This window comes from Janthinobacterium sp. MP5059B (genome assembly GCF_001758645.1).
GTDB lineage: Bacteria > Pseudomonadota > Gammaproteobacteria > Burkholderiales > Burkholderiaceae_D > Janthinobacterium > Janthinobacterium lividum.
Map to the genome: position 1 here is coordinate 46,906 of NZ_LRHX01000003.1, position 24,221 is coordinate 71,126.

General features: G+C 63.5%; 23 protein-coding genes. 16 read left to right on the forward strand and 7 right to left on the reverse strand.

Annotated elements, in window-relative coordinates; all coding sequences use genetic code 11:
* Positions 1–6 precede the first annotated feature (6 nt).
* On the reverse strand, positions 7–648 hold the full coding sequence (locus tag JAB1_RS02150; protein WP_070278457.1) for a LysE family transporter: 642 nt from the start codon (positions 646–648) through the stop codon (positions 7–9).
* Positions 649–829: 181 nt separating this feature from the next.
* Here JAB1_RS02150 and JAB1_RS02155 point away from each other — a divergent pair, with 181 nt between their 5' ends.
* The 15 genes from JAB1_RS02155 (at position 830) to JAB1_RS02220 (ending at position 16,573) form a co-directional block, all read left to right on the forward strand.
* Positions 830–1,777: a DUF808 domain-containing protein gene (locus JAB1_RS02155; protein WP_034752497.1), complete on the forward strand. Its 948-nt coding sequence runs from the start codon at positions 830–832 to the stop codon at positions 1,775–1,777.
* A gap of 85 nt (positions 1,778–1,862) precedes the next feature.
* Positions 1,863–2,294: an inner membrane protein YiaA gene (gene yiaA, locus JAB1_RS02160; RefSeq protein WP_034782737.1), complete on the forward strand. Its 432-nt coding sequence runs from the start codon at positions 1,863–1,865 to the stop codon at positions 2,292–2,294.
* A 93-nt stretch (positions 2,295–2,387) separates the two neighbouring features.
* A complete protein-coding gene (locus JAB1_RS30150; protein ID WP_254671941.1) occupies positions 2,388–3,161 on the forward strand; it encodes a PAS domain S-box protein in 774 nt (257 codons plus the stop codon).
* Positions 3,137–4,447 (forward strand): EAL domain-containing protein, encoded by a 1,311-nt coding sequence (locus tag JAB1_RS30155; RefSeq protein WP_254671942.1) that lies wholly within the window; start codon positions 3,137–3,139, stop codon positions 4,445–4,447. The genes JAB1_RS30150 and JAB1_RS30155 overlap by 25 nt, the downstream gene beginning before the upstream one ends.
* A 195-nt stretch (positions 4,448–4,642) precedes the next feature.
* Positions 4,643–6,310: a PAS domain-containing methyl-accepting chemotaxis protein gene (locus JAB1_RS02170; RefSeq protein WP_070278459.1), complete on the forward strand. Its 1,668-nt coding sequence runs from the start codon at positions 4,643–4,645 to the stop codon at positions 6,308–6,310.
* Positions 6,311–6,334: 24 nt separating this feature from the next.
* The gene (gene hemN / locus JAB1_RS02175) at positions 6,335–7,783 is read left to right on the forward strand and encodes an oxygen-independent coproporphyrinogen III oxidase (protein WP_070278461.1); all 1,449 of its coding nucleotides are present in this window, start codon (positions 6,335–6,337) and stop codon (positions 7,781–7,783) included.
* A gap of 9 nt (positions 7,784–7,792) precedes the next feature.
* Positions 7,793–8,563: a sulfite exporter TauE/SafE family protein gene (locus tag JAB1_RS02180; protein ID WP_070278463.1), complete on the forward strand. Its 771-nt coding sequence runs from the start codon at positions 7,793–7,795 to the stop codon at positions 8,561–8,563.
* 22 nt (positions 8,564–8,585) lie between these two features.
* Positions 8,586–11,024 (forward strand): heavy metal translocating P-type ATPase, encoded by a 2,439-nt coding sequence (locus JAB1_RS02185; RefSeq protein ID WP_070278465.1) that lies wholly within the window; start codon positions 8,586–8,588, stop codon positions 11,022–11,024.
* A 2-nt stretch (positions 11,025–11,026) separates the two neighbouring features.
* A complete protein-coding gene (ccoS, locus tag JAB1_RS02190) occupies positions 11,027–11,203 on the forward strand; it encodes a cbb3-type cytochrome oxidase assembly protein CcoS (RefSeq protein WP_034782725.1) in 177 nt (58 codons plus the stop codon).
* 182 nt (positions 11,204–11,385) lie between these two features.
* Positions 11,386–12,813: a cytochrome-c oxidase, cbb3-type subunit I gene (gene ccoN, locus JAB1_RS02195; RefSeq protein WP_034782722.1), complete on the forward strand. Its 1,428-nt coding sequence runs from the start codon at positions 11,386–11,388 to the stop codon at positions 12,811–12,813.
* 15 nt (positions 12,814–12,828) lie between these two features.
* On the forward strand, positions 12,829–13,443 hold the full coding sequence (gene ccoO, locus JAB1_RS02200) for a cytochrome-c oxidase, cbb3-type subunit II (RefSeq protein ID WP_070278467.1): 615 nt from the start codon (positions 12,829–12,831) through the stop codon (positions 13,441–13,443).
* 1 nt (position 13,444) lies between these two features.
* Entirely contained in the window at positions 13,445–13,648 is a 204-nt protein-coding gene (locus tag JAB1_RS02205; protein ID WP_034782719.1) for a cbb3-type cytochrome c oxidase subunit 3, read from the forward strand.
* Positions 13,641–14,561, forward strand: a complete 921-nt coding sequence (gene ccoP / locus JAB1_RS02210) for a cytochrome-c oxidase, cbb3-type subunit III (protein ID WP_070278469.1) — start codon at positions 13,641–13,643, stop codon at positions 14,559–14,561. The genes JAB1_RS02205 and ccoP overlap by 8 nt, the downstream gene beginning before the upstream one ends.
* Before the next feature lie 2 nt (positions 14,562–14,563).
* Positions 14,564–15,946, forward strand: coding sequence for a cytochrome c oxidase accessory protein CcoG (gene ccoG, locus JAB1_RS02215; protein ID WP_034782714.1), 1,383 nt, complete (start codon positions 14,564–14,566; stop codon positions 15,944–15,946).
* Positions 15,947–16,048: 102 nt separating this feature from the next.
* Positions 16,049–16,573, forward strand: a complete 525-nt coding sequence (locus tag JAB1_RS02220; protein ID WP_070257879.1) for a FixH family protein — start codon at positions 16,049–16,051, stop codon at positions 16,571–16,573.
* A 3-nt stretch (positions 16,574–16,576) separates the two neighbouring features.
* Here JAB1_RS02220 and fnr read toward each other — a convergent pair whose 3' ends face one another.
* Positions 16,577–17,335 (reverse strand): fumarate/nitrate reduction transcriptional regulator Fnr, encoded by a 759-nt coding sequence (gene fnr, locus JAB1_RS02225; RefSeq protein WP_034782711.1) that lies wholly within the window; start codon positions 17,333–17,335, stop codon positions 16,577–16,579.
* A gap of 249 nt (positions 17,336–17,584) precedes the next feature.
* Here fnr and JAB1_RS02230 point away from each other — a divergent pair, with 249 nt between their 5' ends.
* Entirely contained in the window at positions 17,585–20,659 is a 3,075-nt protein-coding gene (locus JAB1_RS02230; RefSeq protein ID WP_070278502.1) for a response regulator, read from the forward strand.
* Positions 20,660–20,730: 71 nt separating this feature from the next.
* Here JAB1_RS02230 and JAB1_RS02235 read toward each other — a convergent pair whose 3' ends face one another.
* The 5 genes from JAB1_RS02235 to JAB1_RS02255 all read right to left on the reverse strand — a co-directional run bounded on the left by JAB1_RS02235 (position 20,731) and on the right by JAB1_RS02255 (position 24,197).
* Positions 20,731–21,498, reverse strand: a complete 768-nt coding sequence (locus tag JAB1_RS02235; RefSeq protein ID WP_070278471.1) for a TOBE domain-containing protein — start codon at positions 21,496–21,498, stop codon at positions 20,731–20,733.
* Positions 21,499–21,538: 40 nt separating this feature from the next.
* Positions 21,539–22,249 (reverse strand): ATP-binding cassette domain-containing protein, encoded by a 711-nt coding sequence (locus JAB1_RS02240; protein WP_217494257.1) that lies wholly within the window; start codon positions 22,247–22,249, stop codon positions 21,539–21,541.
* Positions 22,250–22,257: 8 nt separating this feature from the next.
* The gene (modB, locus tag JAB1_RS02245; RefSeq protein ID WP_034782706.1) at positions 22,258–22,929 is read right to left on the reverse strand and encodes a molybdate ABC transporter permease subunit; all 672 of its coding nucleotides are present in this window, start codon (positions 22,927–22,929) and stop codon (positions 22,258–22,260) included.
* A 17-nt stretch (positions 22,930–22,946) separates the two neighbouring features.
* Positions 22,947–23,705, reverse strand: coding sequence for a molybdate ABC transporter substrate-binding protein (modA, locus tag JAB1_RS02250; RefSeq protein ID WP_070278474.1), 759 nt, complete (start codon positions 23,703–23,705; stop codon positions 22,947–22,949).
* Positions 23,706–23,906: 201 nt separating this feature from the next.
* Positions 23,907–24,197: a hypothetical protein gene (locus tag JAB1_RS02255; RefSeq protein ID WP_070278476.1), complete on the reverse strand. Its 291-nt coding sequence runs from the start codon at positions 24,195–24,197 to the stop codon at positions 23,907–23,909.
* Positions 24,198–24,221: the final 24 nt, after the last annotated feature.

Genomic DNA, 24,221 nt, shown 5'->3' on the forward strand with positions numbered 1-24,221 from the left:
TCTGGCTCAGGATGCCGCCTGGCCACCGCGCTTGACGAAGAACAAGGCCGTGCCGACAGCCATCAGCAAGCCGCCAAAGAAGCGGTTCTGCTTTTTCACGGCCCTGGCATCGCGGAAAAAGCGTTGCATCGACGAAGCCAGGAAGGCATAGCTGTGCATCACGACCTGATCGATCGTGCACATGGTGACGGCCAGGATCAGCAGTTGCGGCAGCAGGGGTGCAGCAGGGCTGATGAATTGCGGCAATACCGCCACCATGAAAATGATGCCTTTCGGATTCGTCACATTGGTCAAAAAACCCGTCAGCACGCGCCGGCCCATGGAGGGCACCACGGCGTCGGCATGCAGGTCGCCCGCCACCGCCACCTTGGCGCGCCACTGCGACAGGCCCAGGTAGATCAGGTACAAGGCGCCCACCGTCTTGACGATATTGAAGGCCACTTCGGAGGCCAGCAGCAAGGAACCGACGCCGGCGCCGGCGATGCCCAGCACCACCAGCAGCCCCAGCTGCAAGCCGAGAATGGTGGCGCTGGCCTTTTTCACCCCGTACGACAGGCCGTGCGACATCGACAGCACGGCGCCCGAGCCGGGCGAGACGGCGATGATGGAGGCGGCGATGACAAAGGTTATCCAGGTGGCGAAGTGCATGCGGTTTCCAAAAAATGGTGACGATGAACAATTTTAACCCGCTCAGTGCGGCCTTGCCGGCCCGCCCTGAGGTAAGATCGCACTCACACACCTCCTTGCCGTACAACCAAGAATAACATCATGAAAAACAACACTTTCCTCGCTCCGCCATGCCCTGCCACCACCGTGGGAGCACGCTGAGATGGCCGGCTCCAGCCTGCTGGCCCTGCTCGACGACATCGCCAGCATCCTCGACGATGTTTCCCTGATGACCAAGGTAGCCGCCAAGAAGACGGCTGGCGTGCTCGGTGACGACCTGGCACTGAACGCGCAGCAGGTGGCCGGCGTGCGCGCCGAGCGCGAACTGCCCGTCGTGTGGGCCGTCGCCGTCGGCTCGCTGAAGAACAAGGCCATCCTCGTGCCCGCCGCGCTGGCCATCAGCGCGTTCGCGCCGTGGGCCATCACGCCGCTGCTGATGGTGGGCGGCGCCTACCTGTGCTTCGAAGGCTTCGAAAAGATCGCGCACAAGTATCTGCACCCGGACGACAGCCACAAGGCCGAGCTGGCACAGGCGCTGCGCGACCCGCAGGTCGACCTCGTCGCGCTGGAAAAGGACAAGATCAAGGGCGCCATCCGCACCGATTTCATTTTGTCGGCGGAAATCATCGTCATCGCCCTGGGCACGGTGGCCGCGGCCACCTTCGCCGAGCAGGTGGCCGTCGTCGTCGGCATCGCCCTCATCATGACGGTGGGCGTGTACGGCCTGGTGGCGGGCATCGTCAAGCTCGATGACGCGGGCTTTTACCTGGCGGCGCGCAAGGGCGCGGGCGCGCTGATGGATGGCGTGCGCGGCTTTGGCCGCATGCTCGTGTCGGCGGCGCCGAAACTGATGAAATTTCTCTCCGTCGTGGGCACCCTGGCCATGTTCATGGTCGGCGGCGGCATCCTGACGCACGGCTGGCCGTGGGCCAGCGGCATGCTGCACCATGCGGAAGCAGCCGTCGGCGGCGTGGCCGGCATCGGCCCCGTGCTGGCCGCCGTCACGCCCAGCCTGATCAACGCGGTGGCCGGCCTCATCGCCGGTGGCCTGGTGCTGGCCGGCGTTACGGCCGTGTCGGCTTTATTGCGCATGGTCAAGCCAAGCAAATAAACTTTCTGGTCTGATGGGACGGCAGGCGCATCCGTGCCTGCCGCCCCGGCCATGCCGGCGGCGCTTGCCTGCCCATGGAGACCCTATGCAGACTTCCCCCATCCAACGTCCCAGCAGCGCCTTTATCGGCGCTTCCTGGGCGGCATTGCTGATCGGCGCCATCACCTACCTGTCCGGCCTGTGGAACGCCAGCATGGCGCTCAACGAAAAGGGCTATTACTTCACCATCCTCATGTATGGCCTGTTCGCCGCCATCTCGCTGCAAAAATCCGTGCGCGACCGCGCCGAAGGCATCGCCGTGACGGGCATCTATTTCGGCCTGTGCTGGATTTCCGTGCTGCTGGCCTTGCTGCTGCTCACGGTCGGCTTGTGGAACGCCACCCTGCAGAACAGCGAAAAGGGTTTCTATGCCATGGCATTCCTGCTCAGCCTGTTTGCCGCCGTCGCCGTGCAAAAGAATGTGCGCGACGTGGCGCGTGCCTCGGCCGCCTCGCCCGCCGAGGCACCGGGAACTTAAATAGAAGCAGCGCGTCTATTCCTGTATCCATGTCGGGAGAGGATGATGGGCGACCAGCAGAAACGTTTACAGATGGCACTAGAGGCAGCGCACATGGCGATCTGGGATTCGCGCATCGTCGCTGGCCAGGTCATCGACGGCACGGTCAGCTGGTCGGCCAAGGGCGCCACCTTGCTGGGCCTGGAAGAGCGCGCGCTGACGCAGCCATTTCGCAGCTTTCTCGACTGCGTGCACACCGGCGACCGCGACAAGGTGATCAAAGTGCTGCAGGACGGCGTGCGCCGGCGCGGCGGCTACGCCCTGCAATACCGCGTCGTCTGGCCCGACGGCAGCGAACACTGGCTGGCGGCCAAGGCGCACATCTTCATGGATGCCGGCGGGAAACCCGAACGCACCCTGGGCATCATCTGGGATATCACCGAACACATGGCGCGCGAGCTCATGATCGCCGAGCGCAAGGAACTGGCCGAAGTGACGCTCAGTTCCATCGGCGACGGCGTCATCACCACCGATCCGCACGGCAAGACGCGCTACCTGAACCGGGTGGCCGAGCAATTGACGGGCTGGAGCAACGCGCTGGCGCAGGGCAGGGACATCGGCCAGACCATGCCGCTGGCCGATGAACGCACGGGCGAAGCGCGCGAACACGTGGCCATGCGCTGCCTGCAACAGCGCCAGGCCATCGGCATTTCGCCCCGCTCGCAACTGATCACGCGCGAAGGGCGGCGTATCGCCATCGAAGAATCGGCCGCGCCCATCTGGTCGCGCGACGGCGATATCCTCGGCGCCGTCGTCGTGTTTCGCGACGTCAGCCACGAGCGCAAGCTGAGCCAGCAACTATCGTGGCAAGCCACGCACGACGCCTGACGGGGCTGATCAACCGGCGCGAATTCGAACACCTGGTGGCCGGCGCCCTGCACACGGCCAAGCAGGATGGCCACATGCATGCGCTGCTGTACCTGGACCTGGACCAGTTCAAGGTCATCAACGACACCAGCGGCCATGGCGCCGGCGACGTGCTGCTGCAGCTGCTGGCCAAGATGCTGCAGGCGCGCATGCGCGACAGCGACATCCTGGCGCGCCTCGGCGGCGATGAACTGGGCGTGCTGCTGCCGCACTGTCCGCTCGAGCATGCGCGCCAGATCGGCGAACAGCTGCGCCAGTCCATCCGCGATTTCCGTTTCGCCTGGGATAACCGCAGCTTCGAGCTGGGCGTGAGCATCGGCATCGTGGAAATCAACGAGGACAGCAAGTCCATGAGCGAGCTGCTGAGCGCCGCCGACCAGGCTTGCTACCTGGCCAAGGAGCAGGGCCGCAACCGCATCCATGTCTACCAGGAGTCCGACGTCATGCTGGCGCAGCGGCATGGCGAAATGCTGTGGATCTCGCGCCTGAACGAAGCGTTCGCACACGATTATTTCCGCCTGTACGCCATGCCCATCGTGCACCTGCACGACAGCCCGGAACACCACGACGAAGTGCTGATCCGCATCCACAACAGCCAGGGCGACCTGATCTTGCCGGGCGCCTTCATTCCGGCCGCCGAACGCTACGACATGATGCTGTCCATCGACCGCTGGGTCATCCGTGCCGTCTGCCACCATATCCAGAGCGTGCGCGACAGCCTGCCGCCTTTGGACGCGCTGGCGGAAAGCCGGCGCCGCGCACCGGCCCTGTATTCCGTCAACCTGTCGGGCATGTCGCTGGCCGATGCCGGCTTGCACGACTACATCACCGAGCAGTTCGTAGAATTCGCGATTGCTCCCGAGCAAATATGCTTTGAAATCACGGAAACGGCCGTCATCGCCAACCTGCCCAAGGCGCAGGTGTTCATGCGCCAGCTCAAGGCCCTGGGCTGCCGCTTTTCGCTTGACGACTTCGGCAGCGGTTTTTCCTCGTTCGGCTACCTGAAGGCCCTGCCCGTCGACTATTTGAAGATCGACGGCGTCTTCGTGCGCGACATCGCCACCAATGCCATCAACCGCGCCATGGTCAAGGCCATCAATGAGGTGGGCCACGTGATGGGCTTGGAAACGGTGGCCGAATACGTGGAAGACGATGCCACCCTGGCCGTCATCCGCGAACTGGGCATCGACTACGCGCAAGGCTACGCCGTGGGCAGCCTGCGCCCCCTGACGGCGGGTGTCGATTAGCCGCTGCCGACAACCAGTGCCTTTAAAACAATGCCGCATTGCTATCGCTAAATGCGTGCAAGCACGACCAATCTGGAGGATTTTGATCTACATCAATAAATTTGCGCAGGCGACTCCTTACACTGATCTCCATTCTTGCAATCGTGCAAGTCTTACTCACCAATTGCTTGTTTAACTGATCAGGAAGCCGCGACCATGCGACAAAATTTGCCAGTGACTAACCGTGAAGTCCTCGTCCTGGACGATCAGGCCATCGTGTCGAAAACGGATATGAACGGCAATATCGTATATGTGAACCCCTACTTCAGCCAGGTCAGCGGCTTCAGCGAGGCAGAGCTGCTCGGTTCGCCCCAGAACATCGTGCGCCACCCGGACATGCCGGCAGAAGCGTTTGCCGACCTGTGGGCCTCGATCCAGGCCGGCACGCCGTGGACGGGCCTGGTCAAGAACCGCTGCAAGAACGGCGACTTTTACTGGGTGCGCGCCAACGTCACGCCCATCCGCGAAGCGGGCAAGACCATCGGCTACATGTCCGTGCGCGTGAAAGCGGACAAGGACCAGGTCAAGACGGCCGAAGAAGCCTATGCGGCCATCCGCAACAAGGAAGGCGGCAACATCGTCATCAAGAACGGACAGATCGTGCGCCCGGGCCTGGCGCACCTGCTGCACAACCTGACGCACATGTCGCTCAACCTACGCATCTGGGCCGCCACCTCCATCGTCAACTGTCTGCAGCTGCTGGTGTGCGTCATCAGCCTGTTCGCCAGCGGCGGAAAGATCACCAATTACGCCATCTTCGGCGCCACCCTGTTCGGCTTCCTGATCAACGTCTTCCTCTGGTACACCTTGCGCATGTCCGTGCTCAAGCCGCTGGGCAAGGCCCTGAACGGCGCGCGGGCCATTGCCGCCGGCGACCTGTCGGGCAGTTTTGAAACGGAAAGCACGGATGAAGTGGGGCAACTGCTGCGCGCGCTGCAACAGATGAACAGCAACCTGATCGCCACCATCCGCGACGTGCGCATCAACGTGGAAACCATGGCCGTGGCCACCAAGCAAATCGCCGTCGGCAATATGGACCTCTCGGGCCGCACGGAATCGCAGGCCGCCAGCCTGGAAGAGACGGCCTCGAGCATCGAGGAATTCTCGTCGACCGTGAAACAGAATGCGGACAACTCGGTGCAGGCGAATGAACTGGCCGTGGCCGCCTCGAAAGTGGCCGTGCAGGGCGGCGAGATCGTTTCCGAAGTGATCACCACCATGGACGAGATCAACACCTCGTCGAAGAAAATCGTCGACATCATCGGCCTGATCGAAGGCATCGCCTTCCAGACCAACATCCTGGCCTTGAACGCGGCCGTGGAAGCGGCGCGCGCCGGCGAGCAGGGCAGGGGCTTCGCCGTCGTGGCGGGTGAAGTGCGCAACCTGGCGCAGCGCTCGTCCGTGGCAGCCAAGGATATCAAGCAACTCATTGAAATTTCCGTCGGCAAGGTGGGCGCCGGCATGCTGCAGGTGAACCGCGCCGGCGCCACCATGGAACAAGTGGTCAGCTCCGTCAAGCAGGTGACGGCCATCATGCAGGAAATTTCCATCGCTTCGCGCGAACAGAGCATCGGCGTCGACCAGGTCAACCAGGCCATCGCCCATATGGACCAGGTGACGCAGCAGAATGCGGCCCTGGTGGAAGAAGCCGCCGCGGCCGCCACGCGCCTGGCGGAAGAAGCTGCCAGCCTGTCGCAAGCCGTGAGCCTGTTCAATTTCGGCAAGATGCCGCCACCGCGCCGCGTCGCCATGCCTGGCGGCAAATCGGGTGCTGCGGGCGCCGCGAACGCCGGCAAACCCGCCATGAAACGCCTGGCCGCCTAAACCTTTCAAGACTTCATACACACCATGCCTACACTACTCAGCAGTGCTTCCGCCGACCTGGACGCCGTCGTCGAATTCGACCCGGTCATCATCGGCAAGATGAGCCAGTCCGGCCCGCGCTACACGTCCTATCCGACCGCCGACCGTTTCCATGCCGACTTTGGCTACGGCAACTTCCTCGAAGCGCTGGCCGCCTTGCGCATGCGCGGCGGCCGCCGTCCGCTGTCGCTGTACGTGCATGTGCCGTTCTGCGACACCCTGTGCTACTACTGCGCCTGCAACAAGATCATCACGAAAGACCGCAGCAAGGCCGCTACCTATCTCAGCTATCTGAAACAGGAAATCGCCATGCAGGGCAAGCTGTTTGCCGGCATGAACCAGATCGAGCAGCTGCATTTCGGCGGCGGCACGCCCACTTACCTGAGCGAAAAGCAGATGGACGAACTGATGGCGCATTTGCGCCAGCATTTCGAGTTCGCGTCCGATGAAGACGGGGAATATTCGATCGAGATCGATCCGCGCACCGTGTCGCGCGAGCGCGTGTTTTCCCTGCGCGCGCAAGGTTTCAACCGCATCAGCCTGGGCGTGCAGGATTTCGACGCCGACGTGCAAAAGGCCGTCAACCGCATCCAGCCGGAAGCGGAAACGGTGGCCATCATGCAGGCGGCGCGCGATGCCGGTTTCCGCTCGATCAGCATCGACCTGATCTACGGCCTGCCCAAGCAAAGCCTGGATACCATGACGGAAACCTTGCGCAAGGTCATTTCCGCCAGCCCCGACCGCATCGCCCTGTACCACTACGCGCACATGCCGCACCTGTTCAAGCCGCAGCGCCGCATCCTCGACGCCGACATGCCCGACAGCGCCACCAAGCTGGCCATGCTGGGCCTGTGCATCGCGCGCCTGACGGCCGCCGGCTATGTCTACATCGGCATGGACCATTTCGCCAAGCCGACGGACGATCTGGCCGTGGCGCAGCGCCAGGGCCGTTTGCACCGCAACTTCCAGGGCTATTCCACGCGCGCGGAAGCGGACCTGATCGCCTGCGGCGTGTCGGCCATCAGTTCCGTCGGCGCCGTGTACAGCCAGAATGAGAAAACGCTCGACGCGTATTATGAAAAGCTCGACGAAGGCGTGCTGCCGATCGCGCGCGGCATCAAGCTCGACACGGACGATTTGTTGCGCCGTATCATCATCCAGATGCTGATGTGCAATTTCGAATTGTCGATCGCCAGCATCGAGCAAGCGCACCCCGTCAAATTCCGCAGCTATTTCGCCGCCGAACTGGACAAGCTGCGCGAACTGGCGCGCGACGGCTTGCTCGTCATCGAGGAAGACTGGCTGACGGTGACGCCGAAAGGACGCTTGCTGATCCGCAATATCTGCATGGTCTTCGACCGCTACCTGACCCTGGCGCGCGCCAACACGGCGCCCGACGCCGTGCAGCCGCTGCGCTACTCGAAAACGGTGTAGCGCAGCGCGATGAATGCCCTCAGCCTCGTGCCCATGTTCCTGGTCGGCCTGGCCGGCAGCGTGCACTGCATCGGCATGTGCGGCGGCATCGTCGGCGCCTTGTCGCTGGGCGGGGGCGCACCGGCGGCGCCCGTGCGCCCCGTCATTTCCATCGCCGTGGCGCGCCCCGCATTGCAGACCAGCGTGCAAGCGAACGTGCTGCGCGTGCTGGCGTACAACGGCGGACGCATAGGCAGCTACATGCTGGCTGGCGCCATGGCCGGCAGCCTGGCGGGCGCCGGCATGCTGCACCTGGCGTCATTGCAGGTGGCCGGCTACTGGCTGGCCAACCTGATGCTGGTGGCTTTGGGGCTGTACCTGATGGATGCCTGGCGCGGCCTGGCCCATCTGGAAGCGGCAGGCAATGTCGTCTGGCGCCGCGTGCGCCCGCTGCTGAAACCGCTGATGCCGATGGATACGCCGTTCAAGGCGCTGGCCGTGGGCGGCCTGTGGGGCTGGGTGCCGTGCGGCATGGTCTACAGCGCGCTGCTGACGGCCATGATGCAAGGTTCTGCCCTGAACGGCGCGGCCGCCATGGCCGCCTTCGGCCTGGGCACCCTGCCCACCCTGCTGGGCATGGGCTTGCTGGGCACGCGCTTGCGCACGCAGATGCAGCGCCGTCCCGTGCGCATCGCCAGCGGCTTGCTGGTGCTGGGCTTTGGCGTGCTGGGCCTGCTGCGCGCCGCGAATGGCGTATCGCTGGGCTGGCTCGACGCCCTGTGCGTCACGGGCCATCCATGAAAAGACGCATGAAACCAAACCTATGAATGCTGTTTTACAACCCTCCGCCTGCTTCCATTGCGGCTTGCCCGTCCCGAGCGGTTCCAGCTGGAACGTCACCATCGACGACGTGCCGCGCGCCATGTGCTGCCCCGGCTGCGAAGCGGTGGCGCAAACCATCGTCGACATCGGCCAGAGCGCGTACTACCGCGACCGCGATGAATACGCCGTCAACGCGTTTGATGCCACCCTGATGCCGCCCGAGCTGCGCCTGTACAGCAATGACGATGCACAATTCGCGCGCGACGCCAGCAGCTGCGAAGCGACCCTGTCCGTCGAAGGCATCCGCTGCGCCGCCTGCGTCTGGCTGATCGAGCGCCAGCTGACGCGCCTGCCCGGCGTGCAGGCAGCCAGCCTGAACGTCGCCACGGAGCGCCTGTACGTGCGCTGGAGCCGCGCCGAATGCGAGCCGGGCGACATCCTGCAAGCCGTGCGCCAAGTCGGCTATACGGCCTATCCGTACGACGCCGTGCGCCATGGCGAACGCCTGCAAAAAGCCAGCAAGACCCTGGGCCGCCAGCTGTTCGTGGCCGGCCTGTCGATGATGCAGGTGATGATGTACGTGGCGCCCGCCTATCTGGCCGAGGATGGCACGCTGGACGACAATATGGCCAGCCTGATGCGCTGGGCCAGCCTGCTCCTGACCCTGCCGGCCATCTGCTATTCGGCCATGCCGTTTTTCCAGGGCGCCTGGGCCAGTTTGCGCGCGCGCACCCTGGGCATGGATGTGCCCGTGGCGCTGGGCATCCTGGCGGCCTTCTTCGGCAGCGTGGTGGCGACCTTTACGGGCCGCGGCGAGGTGTATTACGACTCGGCCACAATGTTCATCTTCCTCTTGCTGTGCAGCCGCTATTTCGAGCTGCAGGCGCGCCGCAAGGCCGCCTCGGCGCTCGAGCGCCTGCAGCACGCCTTGCCCGCCTCCGCGTCGCTGATGGCGGGCTTCCCGGACAACCGCGCCACCACGCTGGTGCCTGCCGGCAGCCTGGCCATCGGTGACGTCATCCTGGTAAAACCGGGCGAGGCGATTGCCGCCGACAGCATCATCGTCGAAGGCACGAGCGCGCTCGATTTATCCCTGCTGACGGGCGAGAGCGCGGCGCAGCGCAGGAAAACCGGGGAGCGGGTGCCGGGCGGGGCGATCAACGCCAGCGCGGCGCTCATCTTGCGCGTGCTGAAACCGGCGCGCGAAAGCACCCTGTCCGACCTGTTGAAACTGATCGAACGGGCCGGCAGCGGCAAGCCGCAGATCGCGCAGTGGGCCGACAAGGTCGCCGCCTGGTTCGTGCTGGGCTTGCTGCTGTTTGCCATCGCCGTGTTCGCCTTCTGGAGCTGGCACGACCCGTCGCAGGCGTGGCCCGTGGCCATCGCCGTGCTGGTCGTCTCGTGCCCCTGCGCGCTGTCTCTCGCCACGCCGACGGCGCTGGCGGCGGCCACCGACAGCCTGCTGCGGCGCGGCGTGCTGATCGTCCAGCCGCATGTGCTGGAAACCCTGCACCGCGCCACCCACATCGTCTTCGACAAGACGGGAACCTTGACGCTGGGCCGGCCCGTGCTGCGGCAAATCGAGGGACTCGGCAGCATGAGCGAGGACGCTTGCCTGCAGGTGGCCGCCGCGCTGGAAGCGGGCAGCGCCCATCCGCTGGCGCAGGCCATCCTGGCAGCGGCAGAAGGGTTGCCAATACAGCAGCCGCGCGCACATGTAGAGCACTTGCAGGAAGTGCAGGGCCAGGGACTCGAGGGCGTGATCAATGGCGTGCGCTACCGCCTGGGCAACGCGGCCTTTGTCGCCGCCATCGCCGGGCCGCCGCTGGGCGACACGGCCGTCGGCATGCAGGGCATGACGCCGCTGTACCTGGGTACGCAGGGGCGCTGGCTGACGCGCTTCTTACTCAGCGATGCGCTGCGCCCCGAGGCGCGCGACGTGGTCGCGTATTTCCACCGGCGCGGCAAGCAGGTCGTGCTGCTTAGTGGCGACCAGGAAGCGCTGACGCAAAGCGTGGCGACGGAACTGGGCATCAACACGGCGTGCGGCGAATGCCTGCCCGATGAAAAGCTCGATTTCGTGCAGCAGTTGCAGGCGACGGGCGCCGTGGTGGCGATGGTGGGCGACGGCATCAACGACGCCGCCGTGCTGAGCGGTGCCGACGTGTCCTTCGCCATGGGTTCCGGCGCCGCCCTGGCGCAGGCGCATGCGGACACGGTGCTGCTGTCGAGCCAACTGATTTCCGTGCTCGACACGGCGAAAACAGCGGCGCGCAGCATGCGCATCATCCGCGAAAACCTGGGCTGGGCAACCCTGTACAATCTGACGGCCATCCCGGCCGCCGCGCTGGGTTTCCTGAACCCCTGGCTGTCCGGCGTCGGCATGGCTGCCAGCTCGGCCGTCGTCATCGCCAACGCCCTGCGCCTGCGGAAAGCCTGAACATGGAAGCACTCTACCTCCTGATCCCCTTGAGCGTCGTGGTCGTCTTCATCGCCCTGTGGGTGTATTTCACGGCCTCGGACGGCGGCCAGTTCGACGACCTCGTCGGACCGGGCCTGCGCGTGCTGCAGGACGACGATACGACGGCCAAGCCGGCGCCCGGCGAACCGCATCCCTGATTTCACCCGCCCGGATTGCCGGGATCTTGCATGGCTTTTTTGACCGAAATATCACTTTATTTCGATGCCAGTTCGCTACGCTTATTTCATCCGGGGAATTTTGATCCACATCAAAGTTTTTTCGCGGTCAAACACTTACTCTCTGGCCACCATCATAAATAGTAATTCCAGGGAGAGTCTTTGTGGATCAATCGCTGAACTATAACTACAAGATCGTGAAGCAATTCGCGGTCGCTACTGTGGTATGGGGCATCATCGGCATGCTGGTTGGCGTTATCATCGCCGCTCAGCTGGCCTGGCCTGCCCTGAACCTCGACATACCATGGCTGACATACGGACGCTTGCGTCCGCTGCACACGAATGCGGTGATTTTCGCCTTCGGCATCTGCGGCCTGTTCGCTACTTCGTACTACGTTGTCCAGCGCACCTGCCAGGTGCGCCTGTTTTCCGACAAACTGGCCGCCTTCACGTTCTGGGGCTGGCAAGCGGTGATCCTGTGCGCCGTCGTCACCCTGCCCTTGGGCATGACACGCGGCAAGGAATACGCCGAACTGGAATGGCCTATCGCCATCCTCATCGCCGTCGTCTGGATCGCCTACGCCATCGTTTTCTTCGGCACCCTGATCAAGCGCAAGGTCAAGCACATCTACGTGGCCAACTGGTTCTTCGGCGCCTATATCCTGGCCGTGACGATCTTGCACGTGGTCAATGGCGCCGTCATGCCAGCCTCGTTCACCAAGTCGTATTCCGCGTATGCGGGCGTGCAGGACGCGATGATCCAGTGGTGGTACGGCCATAACGCGGTGGGTTTCATCCTGACCGCCGGCTACCTGGGCATGGTCTACTACTTCATCCCGAAACAGGCCGAGCGCCCCGTGTACTCGTACCGTCTGTCGATCGTCCACTTCTGGGCGCTGATCTTCACCTACATGTGGGCCGGCCCGCATCACCTGCACTACACGGCATTGCCTGACTGGACGCAATCGATCGGCATGGTCTTCTCGCTGGTCCTCCTGGCACCAAGCTGGGGCGGCATGATCAACGGCATCATGACCCTGTCGGGCGCCTGGCACAAGCTGCGCACCGATCCGATCCTGAAATTCATGATCGTCTCGCTGTCGTTCTACGGCATCGCCACCTTCGAAGGTCCGATGATGTCGATCAAGACCATCAACTCGCTGTCGCACTACACCGACTGGACCGTTGCCCACGTGCATGCGGGCGCCCTGGGCTGGGTGGGCTTCATCACCATGGGTTCGATCTACTACCTGCTGCCGCGCCTGGCGGGCCGCACGCAGATGCACAGCACGCGCCTGGTCGACGTGCACTTCTGGGTGGCCACCATCGGCATCGTGCTGTACATCGCCGCAATGTGGATCGCCGGCGTGATGCAGGGCCTGATGTGGCGCGCGGTCAATCCGGACGGCACCCTGACCTACACCTTTGTCGAGAGCGTGAAAGCGACGTATCCGTACTACGTGGTGCGCGTGGCCGGTGGCCTGCTGTACCTGTCGGGTATGTGCATCATGGGCTACAACACCTGGATGACGCTGCGCGGCAGCAAACTCCCCGTCGCCCGCATTCCGGAACTGAACGCGGCGCACGCCTGATAGGAGCGAAAGCAAATGAAATTTTCACATGCATGGATTGAAAGAAACCCCTGGCTGCTGATCGCCCTGGTCACGGTGGTGATCAGCATCGGCGGCGCCGTCGAGATCGTTCCCCTGTTCTTCCAGAAGAGCACGACGGAGCCGGTCGCCGGCCTGAAACCGTACTCGCCGCTGCGCCTGGCGGGCCGCGACATCTACGTGCGCGAAGGCTGCTACAACTGCCACTCGCAGATGGTGCGTCCGCTGCGCGCGGAAACGGAACGCTATGGCCACTATTCGGTCGCCGGCGAATTCGTCTACGACCGTCCGTTCCAGTGGGGTTCCAAGCGCACGGGCCCCGACCTGGCCCGCGTGGGCGCGCGCTACAGCGACGAATGGCACCGCACGCACTTGAACAACCCGCGCGACGTGGTGCCCGAGTCGAACATGCCGTCCTACCCCTGGCTGGCGAAGACCAAGCTGGTGCCTGACGACATCATGCCGAAGATGCGCGCCCTGAAACGCCTGGGCCAGCCGTACAGCGATGAAGAGATCGCCGCCGGCCCCGCGCAGCTGCAGGACAAGACGGAAGAAGACGCCCTGGTCGCCTATCTGCAAGGCCTCGGTACATTAATCAAAACAAGGAATTAGCATGGCAATCGAAAACCTGTTTGACAGCGCCAGCAGCGTCATGACGGTGGTTTCCTTTACGACGTTCGTGGGCATCCTGTGGTGGACGTTCAGCCGCAGCAACAGCGACTTCGACGCGGCGGCCCGCCTGCCGTTCGCCGACGACGCGCTCGACTATCCGGCCGAGGCCGAAATGACCCTGGCGAAGGAGCATAACCATGGCTGACTTTACCAATGGCTTCTGGAATATCTACATCATCGTGCTGTCCCTGCTGGGCATCATCGGCTGCGGCGTGCTGCTGTACTCGCAGTCGAAAATCAAAGTGGTCGAGGGCGCCCCCGCTGACGGCACCACGGGCCACGTCTGGGACGAGGACTTGAAGGAACTCAATACGCCGATGCCGCGCTGGTGGATGTGGTTGTTCTACATCACCATCGTCTTCTCCCTGGCGTACCTGTTCCTGTATCCGGGCCTGGGCAACTATGCCGGCAGCCTGGGCTGGAAATCGACGGGCCAGTACGAGGAAGAACTGAAGAAGGCGGAAGCCGACTACGGTCCCCTGTTCAACAAGTACCTGAGCCAGGACTTGAAGACGGTGGCCGCCGATCCGCAGGCGCAAGCCATCGGCCAGCGCCTGTTCCTGACCTACTGCGCGCAATGCCACGGTTCGGATGCACGCGGCAACAAGGGCTTCCCCAACCTGACCGACAAGGACTGGCTGTATGGCGGCGAACCCGACATCATCAAGACCACCATCATGCACGGCCGCAATGGGCAGATGCCACCGATGGGCGCCGCCCTGGGCTCCGAAAAGGATGTCGAGAACGTGGCCCATTATGTGCTGAGCCTGTCCGGCTCGACCTCGGATCCCGTCAAGTCCGTGCTGGGCAAGGCCAAGTTCGGCGCCTGCATGGCCTGTCATGGCGCCGATGCCAAGGGTAACCAGATGCTGGGCGCGCCGAACCTGACGGACAAGACCTGGCTGTACGGCGGCAGCGCCGACACCATCATGGAAACCGTACGCAAGGGACGCAGCAACACCATGCCGGCCTTCAGCGATTTCCTCGGCGAATCCAAGGTACACGTGCTGTCGGCGTATGTCTGGAGCCTGTCGAATCCGCAGGCGCCCGCAAAGTAAAAATGGAACCTCAAGTCATCAAGATGTATGCGGCCCGCGAGCAAATCTACCCTCGCGAGGCCAAAGGACGCTACGCTACCTGGCGATGGGTATGCGTATGGCTTACCCAGCTGGCGTTCTACGGCTTGCCGTGGTTGACCTGGAATGGCAGGCAAGCCCTGCTGTTCGATTTGACCACGCGCAAGTTCTACATTTTCGGCGTCGTGCTGTGGCCCCAGGATTTCATCTATCTGGCGGCCCTGCTGATCATCTGTGCGTATTTGTTGTTCCTCGTCACGGCCATTGCCGGGCGGGTGTGGTGCGGGTTCTCCTGCCCGCAAACGGTATACACGGAAATTTTCCTGTGGGTCGAACGCCGCATCGAGGGCACGCGCAGCGCGCGCATGGCCCTCGACAAGCAGGGCCCCTCCGTGCGCAAGGCCTTCAAGAAGACGGCCAAGCACCTGGTATGGGGCGCCATCGCCCTGTGGACGGGCTTTACCTTTGTCGGCTACTTCACGCCGATCAAGGAACTGGCGCAGTCGGTGACCACCCTCAATTTCGGTCCCTGGGAATGGTTCTGGGTCTTGTTCTACAGCCTGGCAACCTACGGCAACGCGGGCTGGCTGCGCGAGCAGGTGTGCAAATACATGTGCCCCTACGCGCGCTTCCAGAGCGCCATGTTCGACCAGGACACGCTGATCATCACCTACGATGCCAAGCGCGGCGAACCGCGTGGCGCCATGAGCAAGAAGGCCGGCAACAACGACAAGCTGGGCGATTGCATCGACTGTACCCTGTGCGTGCAGGTGTGTCCGACCGGCATCGATATCCGTAACGGCCTGCAGTATGAATGCATCGGCTGCGCCGCCTGCGTCGATGCCTGCAACAGCGTGATGGACAAGGTCGAGCGGCCGCGCGGCCTGATACGCTACAGCACCGACCATGCGATGGAAAACAACTTCAATTCGAAGCAGATACGCCAGCGCGCCATGCGCCCGCGCGTCTTGATCTACACTTCCATCCTGGCCCTGATCATCATCGCCGTGTGTACCTCGCTGGCCCTGCGCACGCCCCTGAAAATGGACGTGATCCGCGACCGCGGTTCGATGGGACGCGAAGTCGAAGACGGCATGATCGAAAACGTCTACCGCCTGCAGATCATGAATACGTCCGAGCAAAGCCAGCATTTTAAAATCAGCGCTTCCGGCTTGCCGGGCCTGACCTTGCTGACGCGCGAAGAAGTGACCTTGCAGCCGACGGAAACGCTGGGCTGGCCGATCCGCCTGCGCGTGCCGCACGGCGTCGGCGAGAAGGGCTCGAACAAGATTGCGATCGAATTGCAATCGCTGGACGATCCATCGCTGCATGTGCGTGAAAGCGCGGTATTCATCGTGCCACGTTAACAAGGAAAGGCGGACGGGGACCGGGTGCCCTCGCCGCCGCCACGAAGTTGCAGGAAGGCCGGTCCCCATGCGGGGACTGGCTGATTAAACAGGAGAAACACCATGTCCGACAGTCTGAAACTGCAACCCCCCGTTGCACCGTGGTACAAGCATCGCTGGCCATGGCTGCTGATGATCGGTCCCGGCCTGTCCGTGGTCGTCGGCAGCTTCATGGGCTATATCGCGTTTACGCAGCCCGATGCGCTGGTGGTGGGCGATTATTACAAGCAGGGCAAGGCGATCAACCAGGATTTGAAGCGCGACACGATCGCCAGCGACCTGGCCATGGATACGCGCCTGTCATATGACGTGGCTGCAGCGCGCCTCAGTGGTTCCGTGCACAGCTTCGGCAAGGCTTATCAGGCGCCGCTGCAGCTGCACCTGGCGCATGCGACCCTGCCGGAAAAGGATATCAAGCTGCTGGTGCAGCCCGATGCGGCCGGCAATTTTTCCGTGGCACTGCCGATGCTCGAGCGCAGCCGCTGGCAAGTGCTGGTGGAAAACGACAAACGCGAGTGGCGCCTGTCCGGCATCTGGACCTGGCCCCTGCAACGCAGCATCGCGCTGCATGCGGACGAGGAACTGTAAGTCTTATTTGCAGACGTCCGTGCCGGCCGTAATGGCTTTCAACTTGGCCGGCTGCAGGATTTCGATCTCGCGGTTCGAGACGCGCAGCCAGCCTTCCTTCTTGAATTTCGACAATAAGCGGCTGACGCTTTCGATCGTCAGGCCCAGATAGTTGCCGATTTCCTCGCGCGACATGCGCAGCTGGAAATTGCTGCCCGAATAGCCGCGTGCTTCATAGCGCGACGCCAGGTTGACGATGAAGGCGGCAAAACGCTGGGTCGCCTGCATATTGCCCAGCAATAGCATGACGCTTTGCTCGCGCGTGATTTCCTGGCTCATCATGCGGTGGAAATGACGCAGCAGGGTCGGCATATTGCCCAGCAATTGTTCCAGGCTGGAAAACGGAATTTCACACACTTCGCTGTCTTCCAGCGCCACGGCATTACAGTGGTGGCGGTCGGCGCTGATGGCATCCATGCCCAGCAGTTCACCGGCCATCTGGAAACCCGTTACCTGCTCTTCACCACCCGGATTGATCTGGTAGGTCTTGAAGTGCCCCAGGCGGATCGCGTACAGGTTCTGGAACGAGTCGCCGATGCGGAACAGCGAGGCCCCGCGCACGATCTTGCGGCGGCGGCCGATGATCTGGTCCAGCCTATCCATGTCGCCCACATCAAGCCCCATCGGCAGGCACAATTGATGCATGCTGCAGGTCGAGCATCGTGCACGCAACGCCTCCACGTTCACGGTGGGCAAGGTGGGAGTGAGTAGCGCTTCAGTCATGTCGGTACCTTTTAGAAAATGCAACAACAAGTTTACTGCATACAGCTGCATACAGGGTTGCCGTATGCCAATTTCACCGTAAATTCGGCGAATAAACGACGTCCAGCCTTTAATTATATGGCAACATCGTCAAAAGCCCATACGGGGCGGGCAATTTGCGCGGCGGCGCTTGCCAAGCTGGGGTATTGATAGGAAAATTCCTGACAGCATTATCTGCCGCCTGTGCCGCCCGGCACTGAAAAGGAAATCATGAAGCCTCTCGGCATTAAAGCAAAAGTCGCGCTGGCCACCAGCCTGACCTCGATCGCCATGATCGCGCTGGTCACCATGATCCAGGTGCAGCACATGCGCGACGACTTCACCCGAGTACTGCTGAGCCAGCAGTCATCCCTGATCAGCCGCACCGCTGCCGAGCTCGACGACAAGCTGGGCATGCTGCTGCAGATTGTCACCCTGACGGCCAGGCAGACGCCGCCGGAATTGATCGCCCAGCCAGCCAAACTGCGCGAATACTATGCGCGCCGCTCGATGCTGGTGCTGTTCGACGACGTGCTGGTGCTCGACGCGCATGGCGCCATCGTGGCCGACATGCCGGAAGTGGCGGGGCGCGCCGGCATCAACGTCGCCGAGCGCGAGTATTTCCAGACCGTCCTGCGCACGCGCCAGCCCATGATTACCGAGCCGATGCTGGGCAAGTCGAGCGGTATGCCCATCGTGCAGATGGTGGCGCCCGTGCTGGCCGCCGATGGCCAGGTGGCCGGCGTGGTGATCGGCGTGCTGCGCCTGTACAAGGACAATCTGCTGGGCCGCCTGCGCTCGGAAAAGATCGGCAAGAGCGGCTATTACTTCATCCTCACGCGCGGCGCCGTGCCGCGCTATGTGCTGCACCCCGATACCAGCCGTTTGCTGCAGCCGCGCAAGCCGAACGCCAACCTGACGACCACCCAGCTGCTGAAGGAGGATGGCGAAGGCAGCATGGTCAGCACCAACAGCCGCGGCATCACGGCCGTCAACAGCTTCAAGCGCCTGAAATCCGTGAACTGGCTGCTGGCCGCCTCGCTGCCCGTCGAGGATGCCTTCGAACCGTTCGATGGCGTACTGTACCGGCTGGTGCTGTGGAGCATCCTCGCTTCGCTGCTGGCCGCCTTTGTTCTGGGCTTGGTCACCGTGCGCCTGCTGTCGCCGCTGGTGCGCCTGCGCGACACCCTGCTGGCCCTGCGCACCAGCGGCAGCCGTTTCACCCCCGTGCCGGTACAGCAGCGCGACGAGATCGGCGAACTGACGGAAGCGTTCAATGGCCTGATGAGCGAACGCGACCGCCTGCAGCAGGAACTCGAAGCGCGCGCGGCGGAGCTGGAGCAGGAACGCGACCGGGCCGAGGCGGCCAACCGCGCAAAGAGCGATTTCGTGGCCAACATGAGCCATGAAATCCGCACGCCCCTCAATGCCGTGCTGGGCATGGTGTATTTGCTGGGCAATACCAGGCTCGACACGGAACAGCGCAAGTACCTGACCATGGTCAGAGTGGCGGGCCAGTCGCTGCTGGGCATCCTCAACGATGTGCTCGACTATTCGAAGATCGAGGCGCGCCGCATGGAATTGTCGCCCGTCGAATTCGACCTCGATGAAGTCATGAATACCCTGGCCACGACGATGACGATGAATGCGGGCGAAAAGGAGCTGGAACTGGCCATCGCCGTCGAGCCCGACGTGCCGCGGCGCCTCGTGGGCGACGCCCAGCGCCTGCAGCAAATTCTCGTCAACCTGGCCGGCAACGCCATCAAGTTTACCGAGAGCGGCGAAGTGGTGGTGGCCGTCAGCCTGGCCGAAAGCGAAAACGGGCGCGCCTGGCTGCGCTTCGAAGTGCGCGACACGGGCATCGGCATGACGGAACTGCAGCAACAGCAGCTGTTTGCCGCGTTTTCGCAGGGCGACCAGAGCATCACGCGGCGTTTCGGCGGCACGGGCCTGGGCCTGGCCATCAGCAAGCAGCTGATCCACATGATGGGCGGCGACATCGCCGTCGCCAGCAGCGAAGGCAAGGGCAGCCGCTTCTGGTTCAGCGTGCCCTTCGAGATGCTGGCGCAGCCGGCCGAAACGCGGCGCACGCCGGCCCTGGGCCAGCTGCGCCTGCTGGTGGCCGACGACAACCGCACCACGCGCGAACTGATCGTCAAGCTGATCGAGGCGTGGGGCTGGCTGGCCGACGAAGTGGACTCCGGCTTTGCCGCCATCGAACTGTACCGCGAACGCCTGGCGCAGCAGCAGCCGTATGACGTGGTGCTGGCCGACTGGCACATGCCCGTGATGGACGGACTGGCCACGGCCAAGGCCATCCGCCAGGCGGCCAGCGGCCAGCGCCAGCCCATCGTGGTGATGGTCAACGCCTTCGCCCGCAACCACCTGGAGGAAATCTCCAGCGCGGCCGAGGCCGATGTCGTGCTGATGAAGCCGATCACGGGCTCCAGCCTGTTCGATGCCCTGCACCAGGCGCTGATCGCCAAGAATGACGGCGGCGAGCAGCGCATCCTGCACCAGCCGCTGGGCACGGAACTGGCCGGCGTGCATTTCCTGCTGGTGGAAGACAATCATTTGAACCAGGCCGTGGCGCGCGGCATCCTCGAACACATGGGCGCCACCCTGGACGTGGTGGGCGACGGCTTGCAAGCCGTGGAACGGCTGCGCACGGAAGCGCTGCGCTACGACATCGTGCTGATGGACATGCAGATGCCCGTCATGGACGGTTTCAGCGCCACCCACATCATCCGCACGGAACTGCGCCTGAACCTGCCCGTGATCGCCATGACGGCCGGCGTGCTGGCGTCCGAGCGCGAGCGCTGCATGACGGCCGGCATCAGCGACTTCATCGCCAAGCCCGTGGTGGTGGAAGAGATGATGGAAGTCATCCTGCGCCACCTGCCCAAGCGTCCGCAAGTGCAGGCGGCCGAGCCGGTACGCGTCGCCGATGAAGAAGTGTTTTCCATGGCGCCGCTGATGCGCGTGATGGGACGCGACGCGAAGGGGCGCGGCGTGCTGCGGCGCATGGTGGAAGACGCGCTGAACAAGGGCATGACGCCCGTGCGCGACGCCGAAACAGCGTTGCAATCGGGCCGCCACAGCGACGTGGCGCGCATCCTGCACGGCGTGCGCGGCTCCGTGGGCACCCTGGGCACGAAACGCCTGATCCGCGCCGCGTTCGCCACCGAGGAAGCCATCGACGCGGGCCGCCTGGACGAGGTGCCGGCGCTGCTGGCGCACACGGCGCAGGAACTGGAGCAGGCGCTGGCGGCGGCGACGGATTGGTTGTCCAGGCTGAAGGATTAAGCTCGTTTGAACCCAAGAGATAAAGGCCGGGGTCGTACCCTCAGGGTACGACCCCAGTCCTTGCTTTGGGTTTAGGCGGGCACGCCCAGGATCACGCTGGATGCCTTGAAGATCGCCGTCACGCTGCTGCCGATGGCGATGCCCAGGTCGGTGCTGCTCTGGTTGGTGATGATGGCCGCAATCGTGCCGCCGCGCGGCAAGTCCAGCACCACTTCCGTGTTGACGGCGCCCGTCTGCACCCGCGTGACGGTGCCGGCCAGCTGGTTGCGCGCGGAAAAGCGCGCGCCTTCGCTGTCCGCCACAAGGATGATGGACGAGGCCTTGATCAGCGCAAACGCTTCCGCGCCCGACACCAGGCCCAGGCTTGCGCTGCTGCCTTGCGTGACGATGGCGACGATCTGCTGGCCGCCGGGCAATTCCAGGGTGACTTCGTCGTTGACGGCGCCCTGTTTCAGTTCGGCCACCTTGCCCAGGAATTGATTGCGTGCCGTGGTTTTCATGGCCATTCTCCGTATGAGTAAAAGATCGTCGGCGATGCCTTCCGCCTGGCTGCCCAGCTGGCGCAGGTAGCGGGCATGCTCACGCTCGATGATGCGGAAATTGTCGACCAGCTGGCGCCCCCGCTGCGTCAGCCGCGTGCCGCCGCCGCCCTTGCCGCCCGTCAGGCGCTCGACCAGCGGCTCGCCGGCCAGGTTGTTCATCGCGTCGATGGCGTCCCAGGCCGCCTTGTAGCTCATCTTCACAAGCTTGGCCGCCTGCGTGATGGAGCCGCATTCGGCGATAGCGCCCAGCAATTCCACCCGGCCGGCACCGCCCAGGTTTTCTCCGCCCACCGTCATCCATACCGAGCCTTGCAAGCCGATTTCCGCTGCCGCTGATTTATCCAATGCGTTCACCCAATGCCATGTGTTCTTCCCTGTTATCGATCTGTCCGTCGCGCAAGTACAGCACATGCTCGCCCAGGATGCGCGCATCTTCCGGATCGTGTGTGATCAGGATCATGGGCACGTCCAGGCGCTGCTGCCACTGGCTCAGTTCCAAACGCATTTTGACACGCAGGGCAGGATCGAGGGCGGCAAACGGCTCGTCGAGCAGCAACGCGGTCGGCTCGGCCACGAGCGCCCTCGCCAGCGCCACCCGTTGGCGCTGGCCTCCGGACAACTCGTCGGGAAACTGGTGCGCCAGTTCCTGCAAGTGGAAGGCGTCAAGCCAATGCTCGACCTTCTGCAATTTTTCGCGCGCGCGCGGATTGAACCAGCCCCGCGCCAGGCCAAATCCCACGTTCTGGCGCACCGTCAGGTGCGGGAACAGCGCGTAATCCTGGAACAGGTAGGCGACATTGCGCTGCTGCGGCGGCAGGTTGATGCCGGCGGCGGCATCGAACAGGGTGCGCCCGTTCAGGCGGATATGGCCCGCGTCAGGCGTGAAGAGTCCGGCAATGGCTTTCAGGGTCATGCTCTTGCCTGCGCCGGACGGGCCATACATGGCGATGCGCTGGCTATCGGACGTGCATTGCACTTGCATGTCGAAGCGGCGTTTGCCGGAGCGCAAGGTGGCGCGAATGTCGAGGTCGAGTTGCATAGGCGTCATCATAGCCGTCATTTGTGCGCGATGCGCCCGGGCGCCAGGCGGCCAGCCGACAACAGCACCACGATGCAGACAAAGGAGATAATCAGGACCAGCGTATTGGCCACGTCATCCTGGCCCGCCTGCACGGCTTCATACACGGCCACCGACAGGGTTTGCGTCTTGCCGGGGATGCTGCCGGCCACCATCAGGGTGGCGCCGAATTCGCCCAGGGCGCGCACAAAGCCCAGCAGCACGCCGGCCAGGATGCCGCGCCAGGCCAGCGGCAAGGTCACGCGAAAGAAGATCGCCATTTCCGAAATGCCCAGCACGCGGGCGGCCTGCTCCAGCTGGCCGTCGACGGCCTCGAAGGCGGCGCGCGCCGGCTTGAAGACGAGGGGAAAGGCGACCACGGTGGAAGCGATCACGGCGCCTTGCCAGGTAAAAATCAGGTTGATGCCGAAGCTGTCCTGCAGCCAGACGCCCAGGGTGCCGCGCCGGCCCAGCAGCACCAGCAGGTAATAGCCGAGTACGGTGGGCGGCATCACCATCGGCAGGGTCAGGAGGGCGTCGAGCAGCTCGCGCCCGGGGAAACGCGTGCGCGCCAGCAGATAGCCCGTGCCGATGCCGAGCAACAAATTGAGCGCCGTGGCCCACGCCGCCACCTTGAGCGACAGGGCCAGCGCGGTCCAGGCGATATCCATGCAGGCGCCTACCTGAATTATGGCTTCTTGAAACCGTACTTGGCGAGGATGGCTTGCGCCGGCGCCGTCTGCAGGTAGCTGACGAAGCGCTTCGCTTCGGCGGCATTGCTGCTGCCCTTGATGGTGGCGATCGGATACAGCACGGGCGCGTCCAATGGCACGTCCAGCACCACGTTGACCTTGTCTTTCATGATGGCCGCGTCGGTGGCGTAGACAAAGCCCGCATCGACTTCGCCGCGCGCCACGTAGTCGAGCGACTGGCGCACGTTCTGCGTGCCGATGGCCTTGGTCTGCACGGCGTCCCACAGCTTGGCCTTCTTCAGCGCGCCTTCGGAATAACGGCCGACGGGCACGCTGGCCGGGTTGGCGATGGCCACGCGGGTCACGCCCTTGTGCGCCAGGTCAGCCAGGCTCTTGATGCCCAGCTTGCTATCGTGCGGCACGATCAGCACCAGGCTGTTGCCGACGAAATCCATGCGGTCGGCCGGCAAGACGAGGCCCTGCTTTTGCGCCGCATCCATGGTTTCCTGGTCGGCCGAAGCAAACACGTCCACGGGCGCGCCCTTGACGATCTGTTGCAGCAGCACGCCCGAGGCGGCAAAGTTCAAGGACACCTTGCTGCCCGGATACTGCGCCTCATAGCTTTGCGCCGCATCCTTGAACGCATTCGTCAGGCTGGCCGCGGCCGACACCACCACTTCGCCGGCAAGGGCGGAGCTGGCGGCAGTAGCGAGAAGAGCGGTGCCAAGCAGGCGGGCGAGGGAGGTGAGGCGCATGATCGTATCCTTGTAAGTGAACGGTGACAAGGACCGTAATATACACTTATATATAGCGTTCTGCCATCGCGTGGGTCAAGCAATGGCAAATCGGCAAAAGAGGAAAATGCAGCCGGCGCCGGGAGAGGACAGGCCGGCTGCGGTACGCCGATGAAGCGTGACAGCACCCAGCCGAGTAATTTCACCGCTCAGATGAAGCGATCAATTCCTGCCCAGCCTCTCAAGCAAGGCCTTTTTTTGCGCGGGCGAGGCGGAACTGGTCTTGATGCCTTGTATTTGCGCCGCCTGCCTGTCTTCCGGCATCGCCGCAAACCGTTGCGCATATTCCTCCACCAATGCGGCATTCCCGCGCAGGGCTCCCGCATACAGCCAGTAATTCGCTGTGGATACTTCGCCTTTTTTCAAATATTCCTGGCGCAGTTCGGCAATGGCCTTGCCATCCCCATCGATCGCCCGCTGCTCCAGCGGCGTCACGGCAGGTTCCCCGCGCACCCCGCCGCCATCGTGTTTCGAGCG

What these genes read in the sequence shown, in the direction of transcription:
- ccoP (WP_070278469.1), top strand. Translation starts at nt 13,641, where the DNA reads ATGGCTGACTTTACCAATGGCTTCTGGAATATCTACATCATCGTGCTG.
- JAB1_RS02205 (WP_034782719.1), top strand. Translation starts at nt 13,445, where the DNA reads ATGGCAATCGAAAACCTGTTTGACAGCGCCAGCAGCGTCATGACGGTG.
- JAB1_RS02155 (WP_034752497.1), top strand. Translation starts at nt 830, where the DNA reads ATGGCCGGCTCCAGCCTGCTGGCCCTGCTCGACGACATCGCCAGCATC.
- JAB1_RS02220 (WP_070257879.1), top strand. Translation starts at nt 16,049, where the DNA reads ATGTCCGACAGTCTGAAACTGCAACCCCCCGTTGCACCGTGGTACAAG.
- fnr (WP_034782711.1), bottom strand. Translation starts at nt 17,335, where the DNA reads ATGACTGAAGCGCTACTCACTCCCACCTTGCCCACCGTGAACGTGGAG.
- yiaA (WP_034782737.1), top strand. Translation starts at nt 1,863, where the DNA reads ATGCAGACTTCCCCCATCCAACGTCCCAGCAGCGCCTTTATCGGCGCT.
- ccoS (WP_034782725.1), top strand. Translation starts at nt 11,027, where the DNA reads ATGGAAGCACTCTACCTCCTGATCCCCTTGAGCGTCGTGGTCGTCTTC.
- JAB1_RS02150 (WP_070278457.1), bottom strand. Translation starts at nt 648, where the DNA reads ATGCACTTCGCCACCTGGATAACCTTTGTCATCGCCGCCTCCATCATC.
- JAB1_RS02235 (WP_070278471.1), bottom strand. Translation starts at nt 21,498, where the DNA reads ATGACGGTGGGCGGAGAAAACCTGGGCGGTGCCGGCCGGGTGGAATTG.
- ccoG (WP_034782714.1), top strand. Translation starts at nt 14,564, where the DNA reads ATGGAACCTCAAGTCATCAAGATGTATGCGGCCCGCGAGCAAATCTAC.
- JAB1_RS02170 (WP_070278459.1), top strand. Translation starts at nt 4,643, where the DNA reads ATGCGACAAAATTTGCCAGTGACTAACCGTGAAGTCCTCGTCCTGGAC.
- JAB1_RS02180 (WP_070278463.1), top strand. Translation starts at nt 7,793, where the DNA reads ATGAATGCCCTCAGCCTCGTGCCCATGTTCCTGGTCGGCCTGGCCGGC.
- JAB1_RS02230 (WP_070278502.1), top strand. Translation starts at nt 17,585, where the DNA reads ATGAAGCCTCTCGGCATTAAAGCAAAAGTCGCGCTGGCCACCAGCCTG.
- hemN (WP_070278461.1), top strand. Translation starts at nt 6,335, where the DNA reads ATGCCTACACTACTCAGCAGTGCTTCCGCCGACCTGGACGCCGTCGTC.
- modB (WP_034782706.1), bottom strand. Translation starts at nt 22,929, where the DNA reads ATGGATATCGCCTGGACCGCGCTGGCCCTGTCGCTCAAGGTGGCGGCG.
- JAB1_RS02240 (WP_217494257.1), bottom strand. Translation starts at nt 22,249, where the DNA reads ATGACGCCTATGCAACTCGACCTCGACATTCGCGCCACCTTGCGCTCC.
- JAB1_RS30150 (WP_254671941.1), top strand. Translation starts at nt 2,388, where the DNA reads ATGGCGATCTGGGATTCGCGCATCGTCGCTGGCCAGGTCATCGACGGC.
- JAB1_RS02185 (WP_070278465.1), top strand. Translation starts at nt 8,586, where the DNA reads ATGAATGCTGTTTTACAACCCTCCGCCTGCTTCCATTGCGGCTTGCCC.
- ccoO (WP_070278467.1), top strand. Translation starts at nt 12,829, where the DNA reads ATGAAATTTTCACATGCATGGATTGAAAGAAACCCCTGGCTGCTGATC.
- modA (WP_070278474.1), bottom strand. Translation starts at nt 23,705, where the DNA reads ATGCGCCTCACCTCCCTCGCCCGCCTGCTTGGCACCGCTCTTCTCGCT.